The 22690-nt window shown below is 45.3% G+C and carries 19 protein-coding genes; 11 read left to right on the top strand and 8 right to left on the bottom strand.

Annotated features, from left to right (window positions below; translation table 11 throughout):
• Window positions 1-65: 65 nt before the first annotated feature.
• Window positions 66-1007: an NADP-dependent oxidoreductase gene (locus RH86_RS04795; protein WP_009385312.1), complete on the top strand. Its 942-nt coding sequence runs from the start codon at window positions 66-68 to the stop codon at window positions 1005-1007.
• An 18-nt stretch (window positions 1008-1025) separates the two neighbouring features.
• Here RH86_RS04795 and RH86_RS20535 read toward each other — a convergent pair whose 3' ends face one another.
• Entirely contained in the window at window positions 1026-1163 is a 138-nt protein-coding gene (locus RH86_RS20535) for a hypothetical protein (protein WP_190275898.1), read from the bottom strand.
• 100 nt (window positions 1164-1263) lie between these two features.
• Between RH86_RS20535 and RH86_RS04790 the strand changes: the two genes are divergently transcribed.
• Complete coding sequence (locus tag RH86_RS04790) at window positions 1264-3609, top strand: ATP-binding protein (protein WP_005599052.1); 2346 nt, start codon at window positions 1264-1266, stop codon at window positions 3607-3609.
• Window position 3610: 1 nt separating this feature from the next.
• Complete coding sequence (locus RH86_RS04785; protein WP_005599053.1) at window positions 3611-4489, top strand: mechanosensitive ion channel family protein; 879 nt, start codon at window positions 3611-3613, stop codon at window positions 4487-4489.
• An 82-nt stretch (window positions 4490-4571) separates the two neighbouring features.
• Here RH86_RS04785 and RH86_RS04780 read toward each other — a convergent pair whose 3' ends face one another.
• The 3 genes from RH86_RS04780 to RH86_RS04770 all read right to left on the bottom strand — a co-directional run bounded on the left by RH86_RS04780 (window position 4572) and on the right by RH86_RS04770 (window position 11269).
• A complete protein-coding gene (locus tag RH86_RS04780) occupies window positions 4572-7439 on the bottom strand; it encodes a M66 family metalloprotease (RefSeq protein WP_009385310.1) in 2868 nt (955 codons plus the stop codon).
• Between the two features lie 343 nt (window positions 7440-7782).
• Window positions 7783-9828, bottom strand: coding sequence for a HAMP domain-containing sensor histidine kinase (locus RH86_RS04775; protein ID WP_009385309.1), 2046 nt, complete (start codon window positions 9826-9828; stop codon window positions 7783-7785).
• Window positions 9818-11269: a sigma-54-dependent transcriptional regulator gene (locus tag RH86_RS04770; RefSeq protein ID WP_005599056.1), complete on the bottom strand. Its 1452-nt coding sequence runs from the start codon at window positions 11267-11269 to the stop codon at window positions 9818-9820. Before RH86_RS04770 ends, RH86_RS04775 begins: the two co-directional genes overlap by 11 nt.
• Window positions 11270-11518: 249 nt before the next feature.
• Here RH86_RS04770 and RH86_RS04765 point away from each other — a divergent pair, with 249 nt between their 5' ends.
• From RH86_RS04765 to RH86_RS04740, 6 genes are all read left to right on the top strand, one after another.
• Window positions 11519-12340 carry a substrate-binding domain-containing protein gene (locus RH86_RS04765; RefSeq protein ID WP_005599057.1) on the top strand — a complete coding sequence of 274 codons (822 nt, stop codon included), beginning with the start codon at window positions 11519-11521 and terminating at the stop codon, window positions 12338-12340.
• Between the two features lie 6 nt (window positions 12341-12346).
• Entirely contained in the window at window positions 12347-13045 is a 699-nt protein-coding gene (locus tag RH86_RS04760) for an ABC transporter permease (RefSeq protein ID WP_009385308.1), read from the top strand.
• Window positions 13046-13054: 9 nt separating this feature from the next.
• Entirely contained in the window at window positions 13055-13771 is a 717-nt protein-coding gene (locus tag RH86_RS04755) for an energy-coupling factor ABC transporter ATP-binding protein (protein WP_005599060.1), read from the top strand.
• A complete protein-coding gene (mobA, locus tag RH86_RS04750; protein WP_009385307.1) occupies window positions 13749-14336 on the top strand; it encodes a molybdenum cofactor guanylyltransferase MobA in 588 nt (195 codons plus the stop codon). The genes RH86_RS04755 and mobA overlap by 23 nt, the downstream gene beginning before the upstream one ends.
• On the top strand, window positions 14333-16150 hold the full coding sequence (locus RH86_RS04745) for a bifunctional molybdopterin-guanine dinucleotide biosynthesis adaptor protein MobB/molybdopterin molybdotransferase MoeA (RefSeq protein ID WP_009385306.1): 1818 nt from the start codon (window positions 14333-14335) through the stop codon (window positions 16148-16150). The genes mobA and RH86_RS04745 overlap by 4 nt, the downstream gene beginning before the upstream one ends.
• 62 nt (window positions 16151-16212) lie before the next feature.
• Complete coding sequence (locus RH86_RS04740) at window positions 16213-16479, top strand: DUF2960 domain-containing protein (RefSeq protein WP_005599066.1); 267 nt, start codon at window positions 16213-16215, stop codon at window positions 16477-16479.
• A gap of 90 nt (window positions 16480-16569) precedes the next feature.
• Here the strand turns inward: RH86_RS04740 and nagK are convergent, their stop codons facing one another.
• Both nagK and RH86_RS04730 read right to left on the bottom strand, forming a co-directional pair.
• Window positions 16570-17478: an N-acetylglucosamine kinase gene (nagK, locus tag RH86_RS04735; RefSeq protein ID WP_009385305.1), complete on the bottom strand. Its 909-nt coding sequence runs from the start codon at window positions 17476-17478 to the stop codon at window positions 16570-16572.
• A gap of 124 nt (window positions 17479-17602) precedes the next feature.
• Window positions 17603-18340 carry a tRNA-uridine aminocarboxypropyltransferase gene (locus tag RH86_RS04730; protein WP_038219263.1) on the bottom strand — a complete coding sequence of 246 codons (738 nt, stop codon included), beginning with the start codon at window positions 18338-18340 and terminating at the stop codon, window positions 17603-17605.
• Window positions 18341-18423: 83 nt separating this feature from the next.
• Between RH86_RS04730 and RH86_RS04725 the strand changes: the two genes are divergently transcribed.
• A complete protein-coding gene (locus RH86_RS04725; RefSeq protein ID WP_009385303.1) occupies window positions 18424-19212 on the top strand; it encodes a sterol desaturase family protein in 789 nt (262 codons plus the stop codon).
• 227 nt (window positions 19213-19439) lie between these two features.
• Here RH86_RS04725 and RH86_RS04720 read toward each other — a convergent pair whose 3' ends face one another.
• Window positions 19440-21473: a methyl-accepting chemotaxis protein gene (locus RH86_RS04720; protein ID WP_009385302.1), complete on the bottom strand. Its 2034-nt coding sequence runs from the start codon at window positions 21471-21473 to the stop codon at window positions 19440-19442.
• 96 nt (window positions 21474-21569) lie between these two features.
• Between RH86_RS04720 and RH86_RS04715 the strand changes: the two genes are divergently transcribed.
• On the top strand, window positions 21570-22082 hold the full coding sequence (locus RH86_RS04715) for an NlpC/P60 family protein (protein WP_009385301.1): 513 nt from the start codon (window positions 21570-21572) through the stop codon (window positions 22080-22082).
• Between the two features lie 29 nt (window positions 22083-22111).
• On the opposite strand, the gene RH86_RS04710 is transcribed toward RH86_RS04715, so the two are convergent.
• Window positions 22112-22456, bottom strand: a complete 345-nt coding sequence (locus RH86_RS04710; RefSeq protein ID WP_005599076.1) for a DUF3802 family protein — start codon at window positions 22454-22456, stop codon at window positions 22112-22114.
• Window positions 22457-22690: the final 234 nt, after the last annotated feature.

The following is a 22690-nucleotide window of genomic DNA, read 5'->3' as shown; positions in this document are numbered from 1 at the left end:
TGACCATTTATTGCCAATTTGGAAAACGTTAGCCTTTTTATGTCAGCACATAATAAGGAAATAACATGAAAGCTCTGCAACTAAAGGAATTTGGCACAACACAGATCACAACCGTTAAGCAGCCGACGCTTAAACCCGATGAAGTTCTTATTAAAGTACATGCGTCTTCTATTAACCCTGTTGATTGGAAAATAGCGAGCGGCATGTTGGCCCAACTGGTTCAGCAACCATTGCCAATGACACTAGGTTGGGATTTAGCTGGCGAGGTCGTTGAAACCGGCAACGGTTCACGTGATTTTTTACCCGGCGATCGTGTGTTCGCGATGAAAGAGATCGGTAAAGATGGCTGCTTGGCGGAATATTGCGTAGTCAATCGCCACCACTTAGCCATGATTCCTCAGCAAGTTCGCACCGAACACGCCGCAGTGCTTCCTATGGCCTTATTGACCTCTTGGCAAGCTCTGATAGGTGCCGGCAACTTACATCGCAACCAACGCCTCTTTATTCAAGCCGGTGCTGGTGGTGTGGGACATATGGCAATTCAACTCGCTAAAGTGATGCAAGCACACGTCATTGTTGCGACGTCTAGCCGCAACGTCGATTTCGCCTATGAAGTTGGTGCTGATGAAGTGCTTGATTACCAAACCCAAGACGTTTACCAATGGCTTGAAGAAAATCCAGTCGATATTGTGCTAGAAAGCCTTCACGGCGAAGAGCAAGTTAAATGCATCGCAGCATTAAAGCCAAGAGGCCGATTAATCAGCATCAGCGGCTTGCAGCCAGAAACCGTTGCCGCGGCCGAGAAAGCCAACGTCAAAGCTGAATTCGTCTTTGTGCAGCCTAACGGTACCCAACTACATCAAGCTGCAGAGTTACTTGAAACAGCACAAATTATGCCTCACATTTCGCAAACTATTCCATTTGAAGAGATTGAGCACGGTTATGCCATCAACCAACAAGGTCGGACTCGTGGCAAAATATTAGTGACCTTTCCGTCATTTCGCTGACAATAAAATACGAACGAATTAACATACCACCAGCAGTAATGTTCCTTCCATGCTCTTACCGCTCGGTGTTGTTTGTTGGCTAGTTTGCTGTGCACCATTGCCATTTAGTGGCCGGTAGTGGTGCTTTTTCTGACACTCCTCTGACATTTTACCCATGTCACGCAATACACTTCTGACCCCTTCTTTGTCTAGCGGAAATACCTATTCCGTTAAAACAACTACAATAATTCCTAGATAATTAATTTAAGAGATAACTATGCGTTTTAATTTACGCTGTTTGTTGTTCATCAGTCTGGTAATGGCTTGGCCAGCGCTGGCGAACAATGACTATGGCTTTCAATCTCAACCTCAACGTTCGCCAGTGGCGGATGAGATTGCTCAACAAATTTCAGCCCTGCCAGAACCTTTGTTTATGTCAGGCAAAGACAAACGCCAAGTGAATATCTTGCTGGCGAAAGTACTCCGTGTTCAACGCGAGCAAATTGCAACTTTTGACAAGCAATTGGTGGCTCACCGTAAAGACAGTTCTCCACAAACATGGTCTGATATTCAGAACAGTTACTTTACGTTGACTAGCTTAAACCAAAGTAAAGAAGCGTTGTTGGCGCTGACGAACCCTGCTAATCGAGATCGACTTACTGGTTTTGGCCCATATGGTGTGACGCAATTTAAACAAGAATGGCAACTGACAAAGCTCAATGCGGAATACATCGTTTATTTCCAAATTCGCAGTTTTAAAGCACTGATTAAAGACATCTTCATCTCGCCAATTCCTGTCATTTGGGCAGCATTCAAGGTCTTGTTTATCTACTTTGGTTTAGTATGGTGGTTGGCAAACAGCAAACGATTGATCGATCTCTTTCGCGTTAGCCAATTGGAGAACAATAATAAGCCGCCATTTTGGGTTCGGATTGTTTGGTACATTAGCCGCGCACATCGTGCGATCGCGTGGTTAATTGCGATTACGCTATCTTTACGCGTACTTTCACAGATCCCTAGCCTACAGCATTTGATCTTCCTTGAGATATTCACTTGGTGGGTGCTCGGTGGTTCTATCGCCATCAGTTTTATTTTGGAGTTTGCCTACCGCAACAGCCGCACCTCATCACGCGCGGTGATCGCTTTACGCCTGTCAACTATTCGTCGTTACGTGTGGAGCATCATCATTGCTGGTGTGATCATGCAGATTTCCATTCGCACCTTAGGTAAAGGCACCATTTATAGCTGGATCTACAGTGCGCTGTTTTTCTGGTTTGTATTAGTTACTATCTCAATTTTACGCTTATGGCGTGAAAAGGTATTTGAGTCACTCAACGACTATTCTGATCGCCCGGTTTGGGTGACTTGGGCGATCAATCGTCAACATACCGTGGTGGTCAATATTGCCGCAACGGCAATTGGTGTTGTTTGGCTGACAATTGAAAGTGCCAAACATCGTTTAATGTCATTGCTTTCACGCTCTACATTATTTAGTCAGGCTTTGGCTTACCTATTCCGTATCGAAGTAGCAAAACAGTCTGACATTGACAAATGTCAGCATCATCTTGTGCGTATTAAAGGTGAACAGGTATTCGAATACGTACTGCCAGGTAGTATGGACAGCACACTCATCGATTATGCGACTGACGAAGTGAAACAGCTTTCCCGCTACTTGATGTCGGATAATCCGGCGATCTGTGTTGTTTCTGGAGAGCGCGGCATTGGTTCGACAACGCTGCTTAACAGCATGCTAAATAAAGTATCTAACGCAGAACCGATTTATTTAAGCTGCCCATATTCCGGTTATAGCGGCCTTCTAGCCCAGTTAGCGCTCAGTCTTGGCCTGGATGAAGAATCGAGTGAGATCCAGATCCTCGCTTATCTGCGTAAAAGTGAGACCACTTATCTCATCGCAATAGATAACGCCCATCGCCTTGTCAAACCAATGGTTGGCGGCTTGAGCGATTTGATCCGCGTGACGAACTTATTGCGTCGTTCAAAGAAGAATCACCGTGTGGTGCTATCGATTGTGAAATCAAGCTGGCGCTTTGTCGACCGTGCTCGTGGTGAACGATTATTGTTTGATTTGGTCTGCTTCCTTCCTCGCTGGAACGAAAAACAGATTGGTCAACTGCTTGACAGCCGCATCAACAAGGATCTTGAAAAGCCATTATCGTTTGAAGGGCTCGTCGTACCAAAGCAATGGGACCAAGACGAAATGAGTGAAGAAGAGCGTGCGAAACAAGGTTTCTACCGTATTCTTTGGCACTATTCAGATGGCAACCCAACGGTGGCATTGCGCTTCTTCCGTTTATCTATCAATCGTAACAAAGAAACCGATCAAGCGGTCGTGCGTCTATTCCACGCGCCTGAATCACAAGAACTGGAGAACATGCCAAAGCCGATGCTCGCGGTTCTGCGCTCTATAGTGCAACTTGAAATCGCCTCGCCAGAAATCTTATCCGATTGTACTCAGCTGAGTATTGCCGAAATCACAGGTATTTTGCGCTACTTCCAAAGCCGTGGTTACATTGAGTGGAGTGAAGATCAAGCGCGAGTCTCTGATCACTGGTTCCGTCACATTACGAACGTTCTCGACCGTCAACATCTTTTGGTGAAGTAGTATGAAAAGATTAATAATCCTACTGTTTATTGGCTTTGCTGCCTTACCGTGTTTTGCAACGGAAGAAATCGCTAATGTAGAAAACATATCTAAGATCGCCAGCCTAGTACGTTGGAGTGGTGTGTTCTTCTCGTTGTTCGTGATTGCTGGTGCATGGCTATTGCTCAAATTCATGAGTTCAATGGTTGAAAGCTTCGGTAGTCAATTTGTTCAATACCGTATGTTGCTGCAAAAACTGCAATCCTTTACTCAGTTCTTTATCTACATGAGTACGGGTATTGTGGTGTTTATGATGAGCTTCCGCATCAACGACCAAATACTCGCATTGATTGGTGGTACGTTAGCCGTTTCGGTTGGTTTTGCATTAAAAGACTTGGCCGCTTCATTCATCGCCGGTATCACGGTAATGGTTGATCGCCCATTCCAAGTTGGTGACCGTGTCACCTTTGAAGGCAATTACGGTGATATCATTACCATTGGTCTACGTTCAGTACGTATGCGCACATTAACCGATGACATCATCACCATTCCGAACAACAAATTCTTAAATGAAGTGGTGGTCAGCGGTAACTACGGCGCACTCGATATGCAGGTAGTGATCCCTTTCTACGTTGGAATGAATGAAGACATTACCCTCGCCCGTGATTTGATCCAAGAGGCTGCGTCGTCAAGTCGTTATATTCACCTACCTAAACCGGTGACCGTATTAGTGAAGCAAACCATCACTGATAACTACTTAGCAATTCAGTTAACTTGTAAAGCATACGTCGTGGATACCGCATACGAGAAATTGTTTGAAACCGACATTACTCTGCGCGTGATGAAAGAGTTTAGAAAACACAACATCAATCCGCCGAAGATTGCAGTTAACGCCAGTTAATCTCGTTTTATTGGAATAAAAAAAAGCGCCTGATTTGGCGCTTTTTTCTTATCATGATTTTATCTTACTGAACATTACAATCTTAGTGATTATGTTCACCGTCTGCGTGATCGCACTGGGTTGGCTCGTAACGAGTTGCCAATACACGTTGAGAGAGGTTTTTCGCAGGCATCGCAAATGCTTTGGTTTTTGCTAACGCCGCAACTTGCTCATCACCACCTTGAACGGTATAAACAGGTTCTTGTGTTGGCGCAGCAATGGTCAGGGTATCAAGTACTTCACCATCACAAACAACACTCGCTGCCTTCGGATTATCAGAACGTGCTACGTTGACATGGAACTTATTCATATTGTCCGCATTACGGCGATTGTTCTTCAGTGCATACTTATCGACGTCGCCGTTAGCCATTTCGACCTCTAGTGCACAGTTCGCAGTAAGGCTTGTGCTGTCAGCTGCGTAAACATAACCATATGAACCATGAAGAGCTGGGAAGATAAAGCTTTCTAGTTGCTTCGACGGATCGTAGTAACCCACTAATGTCGTCACAGGGACACCATATTGAGTTGGTTTGATCGCTTGATATTGTTCAAAGCTTGCATCTTTCACCCATGTTTGACCATCAGAGACAAACACCAAACGACTGCCGTAAGGAACAACCATCGACTCACCGTTAATGGTCAAGTTCGAGTGATAACCCGCATCTGAGTTAAAAGTAAAGATCTTACCTTTGTTGCTCTCATTGGCTTCAGGTACAGACATATCACGCGCCCAGTGACCATTCCAAGTTGACAACTCAACTTTATCAAAGTGACCGAATAGAGCTGCAATACGCTCAGCGTTTGCTTCCCATGGCGCAACACTGGTGATTTCTAGAGTATCAACACGGTGTGTGTATTCCTCCATGCTCTCAGTCTCTTCATTCCACTTTTTAAAGCCCGTCGAAGACGTTTGATCAAACACGGCTTTGCTCTCTAAGTTCTTTTGAATAAAGAACATCGAGTAAGGCGTGTATAGGGTAAAGCGTTGCTGGTTATACATCGCCCAACCGCCCGCCATCGAGTCACTACCAAAACGGAACATATCATTAAATGCAGGAACACATTGTCCATCTAGACAACTTTCGCCACCGTTGTTTTGCGGTGCAAAGTTTGGAATAAACACATCACGAGATGAATCCCAACCCCAAGTTGAGTTACTCATATTAGCTGGTTTATGAATTGAACCCTCAAAACCACCAGGATAATGACCTAAACCGTAGTTATGCCCAACTTCATGGCTGAACTCATTGCCAATTGAGCTGTCAAGCGTGACCATACCGCCACCACCAGAACCGCCATGTGTCACCACTCCGTTACTGTAGACACCACGAGTGTTATGTGCGGTTAGCTGAGCGGCAAAATAAGGATGTTCGCCCTCGCCTACACCAGCGGTAGAATTGATGCCGTAGTTCGCATTGTTAATACCAATTGAGAATAGCTCTTTACCAATGCGCTGACGCATGGTGCCGCCATGCCAACCACCTTCGCTTGGATCATGGTCAGTCAGTAACGTACCGTCTGGTAGCATCACTTCAAGCAGATGAACCGGTTCATACTCACTCACCACCATTTTGCTCAACGGCGCGGTCTCAAAGTATTCACGCTGTGCTTGTTTGTCTTGTTGGAAGTCAAAACGTTCACGAGGCTCAACCAGCATACCCACATCGATGGTATGCAGAAGTAGCTCGGTTGGTGCGCCAACTTTAATGCCCGTTAAACTGCCAGATTTACCATTATTCGCGAAGGTTAGATTCAGGCCTGCCGCTAGCCACTCTTTTGGCAGCTCTGCTGACCAATAACCATCGGCATAGCCAATTTCGTTGAAGATCAGATCATCTTCGAGTACCCATGCACCATTAACATTTTTAAATACCGTCGTCGTGCCATTGACAATCGTGCGTGTGCGGTCTTGGTAGTAACTTACATTTGAGTTATAGCCAGCGCTTGATTGGAAGATAAATGTTTTACCATTCAGTTCTGGGTTATTTTGTTCCAGTGCAATATCGCGGATCCAGTGACCATTCCACGTATTGAGTTTAACTACATCATGCTCAGCTAAAGCAGCAGAAATAGCCGCACTTGAAACCTCACGAACCGCGAAGATCGCCGCTTCATCATAACTGAAATCAATATCGGTTGTGCTCATCTCTGGCATAGCAAGCACGTTGCGAGCAAGCAATTCTGGAGCACGCATATCCAATGAACCTAAAACTTCACCCTGACGGTTTTTAGCGGTAACCGTGACTTGAGAACGAGGCTCGAAAGCAACTTCTGGTTTGAACATCACTTTAGTATTACGTTCAGCAACCAAATGCATGCGTTTTTCATCACTTGCTGGTTTTGCAGGAACAATATGCGCTTGTGCGAATAAAACTGCACCGTTCAATTCACCGGTAAGCATGTTTTCAAGCTGATTATTATTGAAGAAGATTGACGGTTTTTGAACAACCGGAGTACATTCAGAATTGTCAAGAATGGCTGTTAAAGGGCGCTCCCAAATGTAATTTCCTTCATCGTCTTTTGAGCCTCGTCCTGCCGCATACAAACCAAAAGTACATTTTTCGGCGTTGGCGTTATCGTAACCTTCAGGGAACAAATCAAAGCCGCCACCATAACCCCAGTATTGCCAATGTTTTGGAATAAAATCAAAAACAGTTTCAAACTCAGATTCAATGTCAAATAGGTCAAACTTCACGTTACCGTCAAAGTTAATACGCAAATTCTTGCCTTTGTATTGCAAGTATTGGTATTCGCCTAGTTGAACCACATTTTCTGGTTGAGTTGCCAGTGCGGCTAACTCTTCCATTTTTGCCATAATTTTAACGCTAGCCTGTTCTAAGGTTAACTCTGCAGCGTTTGCATTTGTTGCCAAAACAGACGCAACCACAAGCCCTAATAGTTTCTTTTTCATATCTAGTCTCTATTTTAATTATTGTTTACTTGTGAAAGTTGAGATTCACAATCAGATACGAAGAGGCCCCTTCGACTTGAATTTTAGAGCGTTTATTCAAAGACAAGCCAATGACAGATTTGTTAACTTAGATCTCTATTCCAAATGATTCGCACTCAATGATTGAATAAGTGATTTATTGCCAAATTAAATATTTTTGTAACAATTCATATAAAATATAAATCAAAGACGCCAAGGATTTAGATGATTATTCTTTATCCATAACGCGAGCAATTTACAGCCAACAAAAAAATGACATAAAAAAAGCACCTAAATTCAGGTGCTTTTCAATCAGTAACGATCTTTAACTGCGAGTGGAAATAAGCAAATGCGTTTCCGCTTTATTTGGTAAACGAATCGTAAATCGACTGCCTTCCCCCCACTCAGAGGTTGCCGTCAATTCGCCACCTGTTTGGCTCAGAATACTCTGTGAGACTGAAAGTCCTAAGCCGGTGCCTTCACGTTTAGTGGTATAAAATGGCGAGAAAATACGCTTGAGATTTTCAGGCTTAATGCCGCAACCTTCATCTTCAATATGAATCAAGGCACCTTTGGCGTTCCCCCCTTCACTCCAATCTTCACTAATAACGGTTAAGCGCCCTTTTCCTTGCATGGCATGAATCGCATTCATCTGCAGGTTAACTAAAATTTGCAACAGTTGATGGCGATTGATCTCAACCGAGGTGTGAGCGTGCAAGTCGGTGACAAATTCAATATCCCGTTTCTTACTGCCCGTTTTGACCAGCGTAATACTCTCTTCGATGATTGGATTCACATGCTGCCAAGTCACTTCATCTTGCACACCGCCTTGGCGACTATATTGCAGCAAGCTACGGGTAATGTTTCGAATACGGTCAATTTGCGCATGGATCGCTTCTAACTCATCTTTGACGCGTTCAGATTCTTCACCTAATTCAAATTGAATTAACTCCACGTTGCCAAGGATCACCGCGCTCGGATTATTAATCTCATGAGCAATACCTGCGGTTAACTCCCCTAACGCAGCCAGCTTTTCATGCACCACTAACTTATCGCGAGTCTGATGCAGCAGCTGAATATGCAATTCCAGTTCGGTGGTCTTCTCTTCCAAACTGGCCGTGCGTTGCTGAATTTTTTCTTCCAACTCAACGGCGGCATTTTTAAGTTCGTTTTTACGCTGACGTAGCAAATCCAACATATTATCGAACTGTTTCGCCAGTTGTGCCAATTCATGCTCATCATCGAGACCGAGTGGCCCAATGCGTGTGTCTTTGCCCAGTTGAATCATCTTCACCACACGGTGAATGTGCTCAATCGGATTGAACAAATCTCGCGAGCCACGATAAACCATCAACCCTGAGACCAGTAATAAGAATACCGTCGTAATGCTAATCTCGGCAATGTTGGTCATATAGGCTTTAAGAAATGGCCAAATCAGATAGCCGGTGTAGAGCATGCCGATAACATTGTCTTCTCGATCAAGAATCGGTTCATAAGCAGTGATATACCAAGCATCATAAACATACGCTCGGTTGACCCACTGTTCGCCATTAATCAACACGGCTTCACGCACAACATCAGAGACTGGAGTGCCGATTGCGCGGCCTAATCCGCCATTGCTATCAAGCGGCACATTGGTACTGACACGAAGATCATCCAAAAACAGTGTCAGCGTACCAATGGGACGTAAGCTATCTTCACGACTGGAGTAAATCAAATCGCGAATTTGATCGACCAACACGGTGCTGTTGTTAAGCAGCAAGCCACCATCAAGAAAACCGACCAATTGACCGCTGTTATCTTCCACCGGAATCACCGTACGGCTCACTAATCCGCGATTCTCAATCTCTTGACTGTCTAAAATCGGCACTTGTGCACGTTTAGCTAAATCGCTATCGAGCGCATTCAGTTCTTGCTCAGACAATAGGTCAAAGAAGGATTCACCTTGCGTCGTATCTAGGTAACGAAATTGATTTCTGAGATCATCAACCCTATGTAAACAAAGAAAATCTAAGCTGTAACGTTTCTTTTGTTCTGCAATCCATTGTTGCAGTTCATCTTCACTTACGTTACGTTCTAACTTAATACGAAAATCGTAAGATTCCGCAAAAGCTTTAACATGATTCGCCTGTTTTTGCTGGATCAGTTCGATACTGTTATTTGCCACGCCCAAACGCTCGGAAACATCAAGCAAGGCACTTTGCCATGTATAATGAATCGACCAATAAATGGTGATACAAATCAACGCCAGTAGGGTGAGAAAGATAGGCGCGGAGGTGAGGATCATCAAGCGGTAGCGAACCATACTTTTAAAACGGTAGCGCCACTTAGCAATCAATCCCGTGCGCGAAGCACCGCCATTATTGGCCATAGCCCATATCCTCTGCTTCCCACTCTTTAAATTTGCGCTCTAAGGTTTTGCGTGCCACGCCTAAATCGCGCGACGCAGCCGACTTGTTGCCATCATGGAAATCCACTAACTGTTGAATGTGTGATTTTTCAACTTCTTTAAGAGACCATGAGTTCGGGTAACCTTTGCCCTGCGCTTTTTGTGGCTCCGCCACTTCGATTAACTCTGAACCAGAAGAGACCGTAACTGAAATACTGGGCTGAACTTGGCTGCCCGCCAGTTCTCGCCAGTAATGCGCGGGTGGCTTAGCCAGAAGAATACAGCGCTCAATCAGGTTTTTTAATTCACGAATATTGCCCGGCCAATCGTAATTTTGCATCGCCTCAATGTCTTCATGTGCCCACTTAGGATCAGCGATACCCAACTCCATAGAGAGCATTTTGGTAAAATGAGGCACCAATTCACACAAATCGGATTTACGCTCACGCAGTGGCGCAACATCAATTTTTAGCACATTGAGGCGATAAAACAGATCTTCACGGAAGCGTCCGCACTTCACTTCTTCTTGCAAGTTACGGTTAGTTGCAGCGACAACGCGTACATCAACACTGACTTCTTTCTCACCACCAACCGGACGAATCGTACGCTGTTCCAACACACGCAGCAGTGCCGATTGCATTGCCAGCGGCATTTCACCAATTTCATCCAAAAACAGCGTGCCGCCACTCGCGACACGGAACAAACCCTCACGGCTTTTCTTTGCGCCGGTAAAGGCTCCCATGGTATGACCGAACAGCTCACTCTCCAATAATTCAGGGGCAATTGCACCACAGTTAATAGGTACAAAAGGCCCTTTACGGCCACTGGCCTCATGAACGCCGCGTGCCACCAGTTCTTTGCCAGTCCCCGACTCGCCTTCGATCAATACTGAAGCGCGTGAGGGAGCAAACTGGCTAATCAACTGCTTGAGCTGACGGGTTTTATCGGAAGTGCCTGCGATCTCAGTGGTGATATGACGTTTGACATCCCGATGCAGCGCATATTGCAAACGCTCATTCAAGCGCTTATCCATACAGCGCTGTACTGATTGCAGCATTTGACTCAGGTTGAAAGGTTTAAGAATGAAGTCGGTCGCCCCCAGTTTGAGTGCTGAGATCGCCGTTTCCAGATCGGCATAACCAGTCATGAAGATCACATCGGCTCTGCGCTCTTCATCATTAAACGCTTCTTCCCACTCAATACCTGAGCGTCCGGGTAAGTTAATGTCTAAAATAATAAGGTCATAGTGATTAGCAATACGTAAGGTTTCTGCTTGCTCGATGCTGCCAGCAGTATCCACTTTCGAAAACCATTTACTGAGCGCTTTTTGTAAAATCGCCTGCATACCAGCCTCGTCATCGACAACCAGAACTGAAAATGCTTGATATTGAGAGAGTTTGTTTGCATCTAAAGAAGTAGACATAGGTTTTCTCGGTTAAAATCACAGTCATTGGGACAGAGTGTACCAAGGTTTTATCACTGGGATCGAGCAATAGTGCGACAAATTGTCCCAAAGCCCCTTTTTGTCCACAAAATCAACCTAATCTGCTTGAAAAACAGGCTGAAATCTTGGCATTTAGTTTGCTTAAGGCATAGCAGCCAATTTTTGGCTATCGCCATTCGTAGGTAGTGAAATTGACGCCTAACGGCAAACAATATGGAAAACATTACAATGAAAGCAACAATCAGTTATACCTTAGCAGCAGCGTCACTTGTTTTATTTAGCCACACCGCAAGCGCAGCGGACGAACAACCACATATTCGTTTAGCAACCACCACCAGTACATACCATTCTGGCTTACTCGATTACATCTTGCCTGAGTTTGAAAAAGACACCGGCTACAAAGTGGATGTGATCGCAGCAGGCACCGGTAAATCCCTTAAAATGGGTGAAAACGGTGATGTTGATTTGGTGATGACTCACGCACCGAAAGCGGAAGCCAGCTTCGTTGATCATGGCTACGGCGTGTTACCGCGTAAATTGATGTACAACGACTTCGTGATTGTGGGCCCTGAAGCCGATCCTGCAAAAGTTGCACAGCAAAAAGATGTCTTCGATGTATTTAAAAACATTGCAAAAACCAACTCTACTTTCGTTTCTCGTGGCGATGACTCTGGTACGCACAAGAAAGAAAAAGGCATCTGGGAACAAACTAAAATTGAACCTAACTTTGGTGGTTACCGTTCGGTAGGTCAAGGCATGGGCCCAACACTAAACATGGCGTCAGAAATGCAAGGCTATACCATGACTGACCGTGGCACTTGGCTGGCTTACCAAAATAAATTGGCTCTTGATATCCTGTTCCAAGGTGACAAAAACCTATTTAACCCTTACCAAGTCATCCTTGTTAACCCTGAGCGCTACCCAACGATCAACTACCAAGGCGCGAAAGTATTCAGCGACTGGCTAGTCAACCCACGTGGCCAAGAGTTAATTAATAACTTTACCATCAATGGTAAGCACCTATTTGTCGCTAACGCGAACGAGAAATAATCATTCATGAGTCTCTGGCAAACTACACTAGACGCGCTGGCACTTTTGGTCGCCTTTGATCCTGACCTGCTAGCCATTGTTGCGGTCTCTTTTCATGTCTCTCTGACTGCGATATCTCTGGTGTTGTTGCCAGCGATTCTGTTCTCGTTCATCCTTGCTTACACGGATTTTCGTGGCAAATGGTTCTTTCTATCGATTATCAATACTCTGCAAGCCGTCCCAACGGTGGTGATTGGCTTGCTGCTTTACATGTTGCTGTCTCGCGCAGGCCCGCTTGGTGATTGGCAAATGCTCTTCACCCAAAAGGCGATGGTGTTCGGCCAAATGCTGATTTGCTTCCCTGTTTTGGTTGCCATGATGCATGGCTCACTTCAATCAAGTGACCGTCGTGCTGTAGAAACGGCAATCACACTGGGTGCCTCACCCTGTCGCGTCGCGGCGACTATGATTTGGGAAACTCGCTTTCCTCTTCTTGCTGCAACAATTACGGCTTTTTCTCGCATCGTGACCGAGGTCGGTTGTTCGATGATGGTTGGTGGTAATATCATGGGCGTAACGCGCAATATTCCAACCGCAATCTCGATGGAGAGCCATAAAGGTGCATTCGCTCAGGGCGTAGCACTGGGAATAGTATTACTCTCGCTGGCACTGCTGCTAAACTTTATGTTAGGTAGCATGCGCGGTCGTGGCTATTTGAGAAACTAAGGGCGCTGTATGACAATAAAAATAACTGCACAACAGCTCTCAATGCGATTTAAGAATCGAGTGCTGTTTCATATTCCTGAATTATCGATTGGTCCAAATGACGCAATTTACTTAAAAGGTGATAACGGCGTAGGTAAAACCACTTTACTGAAAATTTTATCCGGCCTACTCAAGCCAACCACCGGAAAAGTCATCGCGCCACACGACAGTTTTATTCAACGTATTTCGGCTCGAAGTGGCCGCCGTGATGTGGTGTATTTACACCAAGCGCCTTACCTTTTTGATGGTTCGGTCTATCAAAACGTCGCTTACGGTATTCGCTATCAAAAAATGTCATCGCAAGACAAACGTGCTGCGGTGATCTTTGCACTGCGCAAAGTCGGCTTAGAAACCCTTGCCGATGAACATATTTCAGTCCTTTCTGGTGGAGAAAAACAACGCGTCGCGATGGCGAGAGCGTGGATTCTCACCCCTTCAATCCTATTGATGGATGAACCTAGTGCCTCGTTAGATCAAGAATCCATTGACCGCTTAGTATTGTTGGCGAAAGATTTGCTCGAAAAAGGCTCCAGTATTGTCATCACCAGCCACCAAAAGAACGCCTTAACCGATTTATGCCGTAAACAGTGGTGGATAAAAGAATCAACTCTGATAGAGTCACCGCTGCTACAGATCATCACAGATGAAAAACAAGAGAGCGACTATGCTACATCCAACGCAAACTAGTTGGGTTATTTTGGCTGGCGGTCAAGCCAGCCGCATGGGTGGCAAAGATAAAGGTCTTATCGAACTAAATAATAAGCCGCTTATACAGCACGTTATTGAACGCTTGTCACCACAGACCCCTAGCATCTTAATTAACGCGAACCGCAATCAAAGCCAATATCAATGCTTTGGTCCCGTGTTTAGCGACCATTTTGCTGATTACCCAGGCCCAATGGGCGGTATTCATGCCGGCCTAGTGCACGCCGACACCGATTGGGTCGGTTTTGTCCCTTGCGACAGCCCACAAATCAACCATGATTTGGTGGCCCGTTTCTGCGCACACGTGACACCGGAAAGCGACATCTTGGTTGCCCACGATGGTGACCATCAGCAACCGGTATTTACTCTCTATCATAAACGCGTATTACCTAAACTGACGGCGTTTTTAGAGCGTGGCGATCGTAAAATCATCCTACTCTACAAAGAATGCAACACCTCATATGTAGACTTTAGCGACTCGCCAAACTGTTTTGTTAATCTAAATACGCCGCAAGAACTTGCTCAATTTGGGACTCTAGAATCATGACAGCACGCCACTTAATTCCTGTAATTGGTTTTGCCGCCTACTCAGGCACAGGCAAAACGACCCTCATTGAAGCGCTTTTGCCTAAGTTGACCGAAGCCGGTTTACGTATTGGTATGCTCAAGCATGCTCACCATAATTTCGATGTTGATCAGCCGGGTAAAGATAGCTACCGCCTACGTAAAGCGGGCGCAAGCCAAATGCTCATCTCATCGCGTAATCGCTACGCATTGATGACAGAAACACCAGAAGAAGAATCAGAATTTCATTTTCTGCTTAGCCGTTTCGATCAACAAGAGCTTGATGTGATCCTAGTGGAGGGTTGCAAAAACATCGCCTTCCCAAAAATTGAACTGCACCGCGACGAAGTGGGCAAGCCATGGCTTTATCCAAGTGACGACAACATTATTGCGATCGCCGCAGACAGCAAAGTAACTGACAGTGAGCTACCACAAATGGACATCAACGATCTTGATGCCATTACTCAGTTTATTCTCAACTTTGTTGCCTCAAACGGAAAATCATGTTGTGACAACGTAAGCAACACGCAAATCGATAAGCCTGCGTCCTCATGCTGCGACATATTGTCCCCCGCTTTTCTTTCAGTCACACAAGGCCAAGAGAAAATCTTATCGCTGGTCAATGAAATCACAGAGACTGAATCGTGCCCGATTGAAGCAAGCTACAACCGAGTGCTGGCTATCGATGTTGCCTCGCCAGTGAATGTGCCGCAATACACTAATTCAGCCATGGATGGTTTTGCCATTCGTGGCGACGATATCGTCAACGACGAGGCTGAAACTCCAAGCTATCACGTTGTTGCTGAAGTGATGGCAGGCCACGCTTACCAAGGTGAATTGCAACAAGGCCAAGCGGTAAAAATTATGACTGGCGCCCCAATGCCAGCAGGTGCTGATACCGTTATTATGCGTGAACAAGCACAAGCCAACGGTGACCACGTCACGTTCCCTGGAGCATTCATCAAATGTGGGCAAAATGTCCGTCAAGCGGGTGAAGACTTAGCGCAAGGTAGCGACGTGTTTAGCAAAGGCACTCGCATCGAATCCGCTGAAATGGGCATGCTCGCCTCCCTTGGTTTTGGTCAAGCTCAAGTAGCACGTCAATTAAAAGTTGGCTTGTTCTCCACCGGTGACGAAGTCCAAGCGCCGGGCACTGAGCAAAAGCCGAATACGATTTACGATTCAAATCGTTTTACCATCATGGGAATGTTGCAAAAACTGGGTTGCGAAGTCATCGACTACGGTATCTTAGAAGATAACGAACAAGTGATGATTGATGCGATCGAAAAAGCCAGCCTGCAAACAGATGTGATCATTACATCAGGTGGTGTATCGGTAGGCGATGCAGACTACGTGAAACTGGCGCTTAATAAACTTGGCCAAATCGATTTTTGGCGTATCAATATGCGTCCGGGCCGTCCACTCGCTTTTGGTCAGGTAAACGAAAAACCTTTCTTTGGCTTGCCGGGTAACCCAGTGGCCGTGATGGTGTCGTTTATCAACTTTGTTGAGCCGGCTTTGCGTAAAATGCAAGGTGAGCGCAATTGGCAACCACTGAAAGTGAATGCGATTGCTACTGAGGATTTGCGCTCACGCCAAGGTCGTACTGAATATAGCCGCGGTGTATTCCAGATCGATCCAGCAGGTCGCCTAACAGTGCACACTACCGGTAAACAAGGTTCGGGTATTTTACGATCAATGAGTGAGGCAAATTGTCTTATCGAAATTTCACCGGCGGTTGATACAGTAAAAGTCGGAGAAAGCGTGACAATTATCCCACTTCAAGGCAGAATCTAGCCCATTCAAGGCCAGCCTACTCTGCTGGCCTTCCTATTTAGCGAATTAGAAGCAGTAACACTATGGCTCGTACAATTATTTATACTTACAAAGACGAAGAGAAAGAACTGCTTTTCTCTTACCAGCAACACCACAATATCCATGAAGCGGTTGCAGAGGCTGAAGGCATTGATATTACTGATTTCCTAAAAATGGAAATCCAACTTGAACTGATCTCTGATACCAAAGCGGTACGTAACTACCGTGACAACCACTTTAAGAAATTAGGCTTTGGTAAAATTACCCTCAAGCCAAAAGAGAACTTGGGTGTGGGTAAAAAGCACAAGTAAGCACGCCGTGCAGATGCAAGAAAAGCACTAATGAAGAAAAGGGCTTCCAACTGGAAGCCCTTTTGCATTTTGATCAGAAATAATTAGCGATTACTTGATGTTCAAGAATGCCGCGCCGCGAACGCCGCCTGAATCACCATGTTTCGCTTTTACAATCTTTGGACACTTCGCTACAGAAAGCAGGTGTTTCGGAATACGCTTTGGCATTTCATCGTAGATCATCTCAAAGTTTGATAGACCGCCACCTAATACCACGACGTGTGGATCATTTGCAGTAAACAGGTTAGCAAAACAGATCGCCAAGAGCTCCATAAAGCGTTCAACGTGTTCAACGGCTTTAGGTTCGCCTTCTGCTTGTGCTTTAATGATCTCAATCGCTTTCTTCTCTTCACCAAAGTAGTGAGCGTACAGCAATTCAAAACCACGACCAGAAAGGTAATTATCGATACAACCTTTCTTATCACAGCCACAATCAAGTAGTGGCGCATTCTCGCCAAGGTGGAACCATGCATCGATTGGTAGGCGCATATGACCCATTTCACCCGCGACGTGGTTACGACCTGAGAATACTTGACCATCGTAAATCAAGCCACCGCCAAAACCAGTACCAAGGATCAACCCCATCACCGATGGCGAATCTTTTAATTCTTCATCCCACGCTTCAGAAAGCGCAAAACAGTTCGCGTCGTTGTCGACTTTAACAGTACGACCAATTTTCGCTTCAAGATCTTTACGCAGCAACTTACCTTTCGCCGCAGGAATATTTACCGTTAGGATCGCACCAGTATCAGCATCTTCCATGCCAGGCAAACCAAGGCCAATCTTACCTTCGCAGTTGAACTCTTGATCATATTTGTTTACCAAGCCCGCAATCGCGTCAAGTAGTGCTTGGTAATCGCTGGTTGGCGTAGGCACGCGCTCTGTCGCAACACGTTCTAATTTCTCATTGAATGCGCCAAACTCAATCTTGGTGCCACCCACGTCAAAGCCGTAGTACATTGTATTCACTCCCAGAATATAATTTATAAAATCCAAAACTTGGGTCATTATCCATAAGGCAGTGGTCACAATCCGTGACCTATGACCATTTATAAATCAATTGAACAGGGTTTAACCAACCAAATCAATTGTCTAACTCTGGATTTGCGGCAAGGTAGTGTTTTAAGGCAGGACGCGTTAAATCAGGCTTGATTCGCGTTTTGCTTAGTAAATAGGTTTCTCGGAAGACCGCAAACCACTCATCGAGTATTTTTGATGCCTGTCGCTCACCCAGCTGTTCCAGTACTAATACCGCAACTTCTGCCGTCGAAAGATGCTGTTCATTTTCAGACTTACGCATCATATATTGCGATAACACTTGTGGCTGAATCGATAAAACTGGCAAATGCTGCAGGTAGGTGGACTTGCGGAATATTTTGCGTGCTTCACGCCAGCTACCATCTAGCAAAATCATCAACGGTTTCTTACCTTGGCAAAACTGCTGTGCCGGTTGTTCAATCAAGCGCGATTTCACATCAACATATTCGTCTGGAAAGACAATAAACGGCTGATAGTTTTCATCTTGCAATAACGCAATCATCTCAGGTGCCGGCTCGGTGCGATTCCATTGATATACATAGCCTTCTTTCACTGCATCTAAGATCAAGCGGCCGGTGTTACTTGGCTTAAAGACTTCACTTTCCGAAACGATCAGCATCACCGCCACATCGGTGTCGATGTCTGGTTGATAGGCACAAACACAGTACTTAGTAGCCACTTGGCAGTAATCACAACGGACCACTTTGCTGCCTCTGGCATTGAATACTCGTGTTGCTACTGCTTGTCTATGGAGGAAAAGACGATGAAATGCGTGGATTCTCATTCGGATTCATTGATAATAATATTCGGGCGACAAATTCTACTCGCCATAGCGTCAGTTGCAAGTTGAAAGCGTAAGGATACTTAATGCAAAACCCAGATATGATTCGGCTGAGCTTTTTTCTTTCCACTTTAGTACTGTGCGGTTTGTGGGAATGGCTTGTGCCACGCAAAGCGCTCACTCAAAGCAAAGGACAGCGTTGGCTCAACAATATTGGTCTAATCGGGTTTAACTCGCTCTGTTTGAACCTCTTTATGCCTCTGCTTGCGCTTGAGGCGGCCTTGTGGGCTCAGCAAGCCAACATCGGGCTATTTCATTGGCTGTCCCTACCCGCTTGGCTTGGGGTAGTTATTTCTGTCGTACTACTGGATTTAGCCATTTATGTTCAACATGTCATTTTTCATGCTGTTCCATGGTTATGGCGCTTGCACCGTATGCACCACGCCGATCAGGATATTGATGTTACGACGGGCGCCCGCTTTCACCCCATTGAAATGATCATCTCGATGTGGATAAAAATCGCCATCGTGGTTTCATTGGGCATTTCACCGCTGGCCGTATTGCTATTTGAGATCATCCTCAACGTTAGCGCGATGTTTAATCACAGTAACGCCAAACTGCAACTCAATCTCGATAAGGTGTTACGCAAGGCGATCGTCACCCCAGATATGCACCGCGTACATCACTCTGTGATCGTTAAAGAGACGCACTCTAACTTCGGTTTTTTCTTGTCGATTTGGGATCGCCTTTTCGGTACCTATCGCGCCCAACCTGAATTAGGTCATGACAAGGTGAAAATTGGTGTACCCGGGTTCCGCACCCCACGGGAACAATGGTTGGATAAGATGCTAACGCAGCCATTTCGTCGCCAATAGGGGTGAGAGTTGAGAGAGAGCGAGAGTCGAGACTGTAGAAGCGAGAGGCGAGAGGCGAGAGGCGAAAAGATAAAAGCGAGAATCGAGATTTTAGAAACGAGAAGCGAAAAGATAAAAGGAGAATCAAGAGTCGAGATTTTAGAGGAGAGAAGCGTAGCGTTCTATACTCTCAAATCTCTCTCTGCACTCTAAGCGTAGCGCTCTCGCCTCTCGATTCAATCGCCGCTCTACCTTAAACGATATTTATGTAGCATCTGTTGTTGGTCTTTGGCGATCTGTGCTACTTGCTGCGCGTTCTCTAACATCGCCTCTAGCTGAGTCTTAGTATCATCGCCTTGATGAGAAACTTGAGTGATTGCGCGGCTCACTTCTGCAGTTGCGCGTTGTTGCTGCTCGGTTGCCACTGAGATCTGTTCAAAACGAGAACGAATCAGTCCAACAGAATGCTCAATATCATTAAACGCACTTTTCACTTGCTGACTTGATTCCAATGCAGACACCATCTCTTTGCGAGTACCCTCTACCGCGTGACGCGACTGGTCTGCGGCTGCCACCAGCTCATTCATATTATGACGAATATTGCTGGTTTGATCGGAGGTATCTCGTGCCAGCTTACGCACTTCATCAGCAACCACCGCAAAGCCTCGACCTTGCTCTCCCGCCCTCGCCGCTTCAATAGCCGCGTTGAGTGCCAATAAGTTAGTATTTTCAGCGATGCCAGAAATCAAATCGACCATTTCACAAATTCGCTTCACACGGCCATCAAGTGCAATCATTGACTGTTCATTAGTATCTAACGTTTGCTCTAACGCCTTCAATCGTACACGGTTATCCTCTATAGCAACCACACCTTGCGTTGAATACTCTTCCGCAATTTTCGATTCATCGTGCGACTCATTGGTGACCGTCGCAATCTCTTTTATCGAAGCTTCTAGTTGAGTAATTGTGGTCACCATCTCTGTTAACGCATCGTTTTGGGCTTCTAAGCTATGATTAGATGAGTCTGCCGCATCGTGACTCAATTGAGCCGTTTGATAAAGTATTTCACAGTTGCTCGTTACGGAGTTTAGCGACTCACTTGTTGTATCAATGAGGCGATTCAAGCGAGCGGATACCTGCTGTATTTCGTCAGGCCCTTGCTGATTCACGCGCTGACGAAAGTCTTGCTCTGAGACGCGGTTCAATTGTTCCAGTACTTGCTTGAGACTGCCCTTTAGCCATCGACGTAAAGCAATCCACAATGTCACTATCACCACAGCACTCACACTACAAGCAAGTAACAACGTATTGGATAAAGAGGATATGGTGTTCTTAACCACAAACTGACTTTTTGCTATCAATGATTCTGCTGAAGAGGATATTTGATTAAGGGTGTCAATTATCTGTAGTGCCAAAGCTTGTGCTTGGGCAGTTTGCTTATTTTGCTGCTTAACCAGTTCTAACTTAGCTAAGATCTCTTTCAATACACCGTCGTCTCTGAAACCGGTATTCACCATATCGTAAGGCGCTGTCAGGCTTGCAAATTCGGCAATGTCCGGATGCCACTGTGCAAAATCATCATAAGCCAAATTGATACCCGCGATCCGATTACGCATCTCTTTGTATTCTTGCTCAGCTTTGGTTAAGTCGGTTTGCATCATCAGCATCAAGAACGTTCCTTCCATCGAGCTTGCACTGGCAATGAAGCGATTCGCCGCATCGGTCGATTCTGGGTTATCGAGAGAGAGAAATGACGATATACGATTCATTTCAGGCCCAATCGAACTAAGCCCGTAACGAAACGCAGCGACATCGGCATCAATACCAACTTGCATTGCCAACAACTTTCGCTGCGTCGCGATAACCGACATGGTGTGACGATTGAGCTTATCGAGCGAATCGCGCAGTAGAATTTTCTGTGACTCCGAAATAGCTTGATCAAAGTTGTGAGAAATATCAAAAACTTCTTTTCTTTGCTGCTGACTATAGTGGATTAATTGGCGAATTTTAGCTTCAATTGCAGCAAGTTGTTTTTCTGATGATGACTGCGTACTGAAGCTAAGCTGCTTCGTCTGTTCAAGGAGAGATTGGGTTAATTTCGCGTTTGCGGAAGAGAGTGGAAGCGCTCGGTCTGATAAGGTTGTAAAGTGATGTTCCACTTCTTGCAAACCTTTGTTATTCACAATCGTCATGCCAATCATCAAAACCAAAAAACCAACAAATAAGGCTGTGAGAGATTGAATTAGAGAAAGGGTCCATCGGGCGTTATTAAATAAAGTCATTGCATCCTAGCACTGGGTTGTTAATCAATTGTTCCAATGCAGTTTATGGCTTAACTATTACAGTAAAATTTCACTTTAAGGCGGATAAAACTCGCAATGATCAAATTAGTCTCTGTTATTCGCCAGCACAGCATTAAATTATTAGTGGCCTCCTCACTGGCCTTGACGGGTTGCAGTTCTTCACCATCACAATCTGAGCTAAGCCCCGATATCACGGCCTACCATCAGCAATTAAAAAGTGAATTCCTGGATGTATTTCAAATATGGAAAGGCACACCTTACCGCCTAGGAGGCAGTAGTTTAAAGGGGGTTGATTGCTCGGCCTTCGTGCAAACCGCCTATCAAAGAGCCGCGCAACTTAACTTGCCAAGAACCACAAAATATCAAGTTCAAGTGGGCGAAGAGATAGCATACGAACAAGCCAATGTCGGTGATTTGGTGTTCTTTAAAACCTCACGAACAACACGTCATGTCGGTGTGTACTTAGGCCAAAACCAATTCATGCATGCATCGACTTCAAAAGGGGTGATTATTTCTCGGATGGATAACCCATATTGGGCGGGGAATTTTTGGCAATTCAGGCGAGTAACATCCCCGCCTGCACTTTAAATCAAATTGAATCTAATCTATCAGCGGCGTTAGTCGTATTTTGCGACGGCGCTGTCGAACAGGTTTTTAACCAATGCAACATACTCATCAAGGAAGGCAATCTGTTCATTTGTCGCGGCTTTGGTCCACATACCCGCTAACACTTCACCGAGATCTGCCACTACTGAATCAGCTTCTTTGAGCAACTTAAAGCGAACACTCGAATGCAATTCTGGGTTCTGTTCAAAGATCGCCATAATGTTACTCGCCACCATATCAGTCACGACATCTTCGACGCTCTCTTTGCCCGTATCGCCATCTTCTGTGGAAAATACGTCGAGATTGGATGCGAGATGCTCAACTAGGGCTAAATAACCATCAGTATCAACAACCATTTTATCTCCATCTAATTATTGTTTTCTGTATCTATACTACGGGAATTAGGCGCACATTAACAATTATCGACGTAACGATATGATATTTAGAGCCCAAAACAAGGATGCAACCTATTTAATTGATGAATTATTCCACAATTTATCGCCATGTGACGATGTGGCTTAGGCGTACGTGGCTTTGTAAGCGAAATACCAGCGTATCTATAACATTGTAATCGTTCAGTTCCAGTAACA

The sequence above is a fragment of the Vibrio sp. N418 genome (genome assembly GCF_000222565.1).
Classification (GTDB): Bacteria; Pseudomonadota; Gammaproteobacteria; order Enterobacterales; family Vibrionaceae; genus Vibrio; species Vibrio scophthalmi.
Note: the sequence above shows the minus strand (reverse complement) of the source record. Positions and strands in the feature narration are given on the sequence as shown.

Excerpts from the sequence above, each read along its gene's own strand:
- RH86_RS04795 (WP_009385312.1), top strand. The coding sequence starts at position 66 with ATGAAAGCTCTGCAACTAAAGGAATTTGGCACAACACAGATCACAACC.
- RH86_RS20535 (WP_190275898.1), bottom strand. The coding sequence starts at position 1,163 with ATGGGTAAAATGTCAGAGGAGTGTCAGAAAAAGCACCACTACCGGCCA.
- RH86_RS04790 (WP_005599052.1), top strand. The coding sequence starts at position 1,264 with ATGCGTTTTAATTTACGCTGTTTGTTGTTCATCAGTCTGGTAATGGCT.
- RH86_RS04785 (WP_005599053.1), top strand. The coding sequence starts at position 3,611 with ATGAAAAGATTAATAATCCTACTGTTTATTGGCTTTGCTGCCTTACCG.
- RH86_RS04780 (WP_009385310.1), bottom strand. The coding sequence starts at position 7,439 with ATGAAAAAGAAACTATTAGGGCTTGTGGTTGCGTCTGTTTTGGCAACA.
- RH86_RS04775 (WP_009385309.1), bottom strand. The coding sequence starts at position 9,828 with ATGGCCAATAATGGCGGTGCTTCGCGCACGGGATTGATTGCTAAGTGG.
- RH86_RS04770 (WP_005599056.1), bottom strand. The coding sequence starts at position 11,269 with ATGTCTACTTCTTTAGATGCAAACAAACTCTCTCAATATCAAGCATTT.
- RH86_RS04765 (WP_005599057.1), top strand. The coding sequence starts at position 11,519 with ATGAAAGCAACAATCAGTTATACCTTAGCAGCAGCGTCACTTGTTTTA.
- RH86_RS04760 (WP_009385308.1), top strand. The coding sequence starts at position 12,347 with ATGAGTCTCTGGCAAACTACACTAGACGCGCTGGCACTTTTGGTCGCC.
- RH86_RS04755 (WP_005599060.1), top strand. The coding sequence starts at position 13,055 with ATGACAATAAAAATAACTGCACAACAGCTCTCAATGCGATTTAAGAAT.
- mobA (WP_009385307.1), top strand. The coding sequence starts at position 13,749 with ATGCTACATCCAACGCAAACTAGTTGGGTTATTTTGGCTGGCGGTCAA.
- RH86_RS04745 (WP_009385306.1), top strand. The coding sequence starts at position 14,333 with ATGACAGCACGCCACTTAATTCCTGTAATTGGTTTTGCCGCCTACTCA.
- RH86_RS04740 (WP_005599066.1), top strand. The coding sequence starts at position 16,213 with ATGGCTCGTACAATTATTTATACTTACAAAGACGAAGAGAAAGAACTG.
- nagK (WP_009385305.1), bottom strand. The coding sequence starts at position 17,478 with ATGTACTACGGCTTTGACGTGGGTGGCACCAAGATTGAGTTTGGCGCA.
- RH86_RS04730 (WP_038219263.1), bottom strand. The coding sequence starts at position 18,340 with ATGAGAATCCACGCATTTCATCGTCTTTTCCTCCATAGACAAGCAGTA.
- RH86_RS04725 (WP_009385303.1), top strand. The coding sequence starts at position 18,424 with ATGCAAAACCCAGATATGATTCGGCTGAGCTTTTTTCTTTCCACTTTA.
- RH86_RS04720 (WP_009385302.1), bottom strand. The coding sequence starts at position 21,473 with ATGACTTTATTTAATAACGCCCGATGGACCCTTTCTCTAATTCAATCT.
- RH86_RS04715 (WP_009385301.1), top strand. The coding sequence starts at position 21,570 with ATGATCAAATTAGTCTCTGTTATTCGCCAGCACAGCATTAAATTATTA.
- RH86_RS04710 (WP_005599076.1), bottom strand. The coding sequence starts at position 22,456 with ATGGTTGTTGATACTGATGGTTATTTAGCCCTAGTTGAGCATCTCGCA.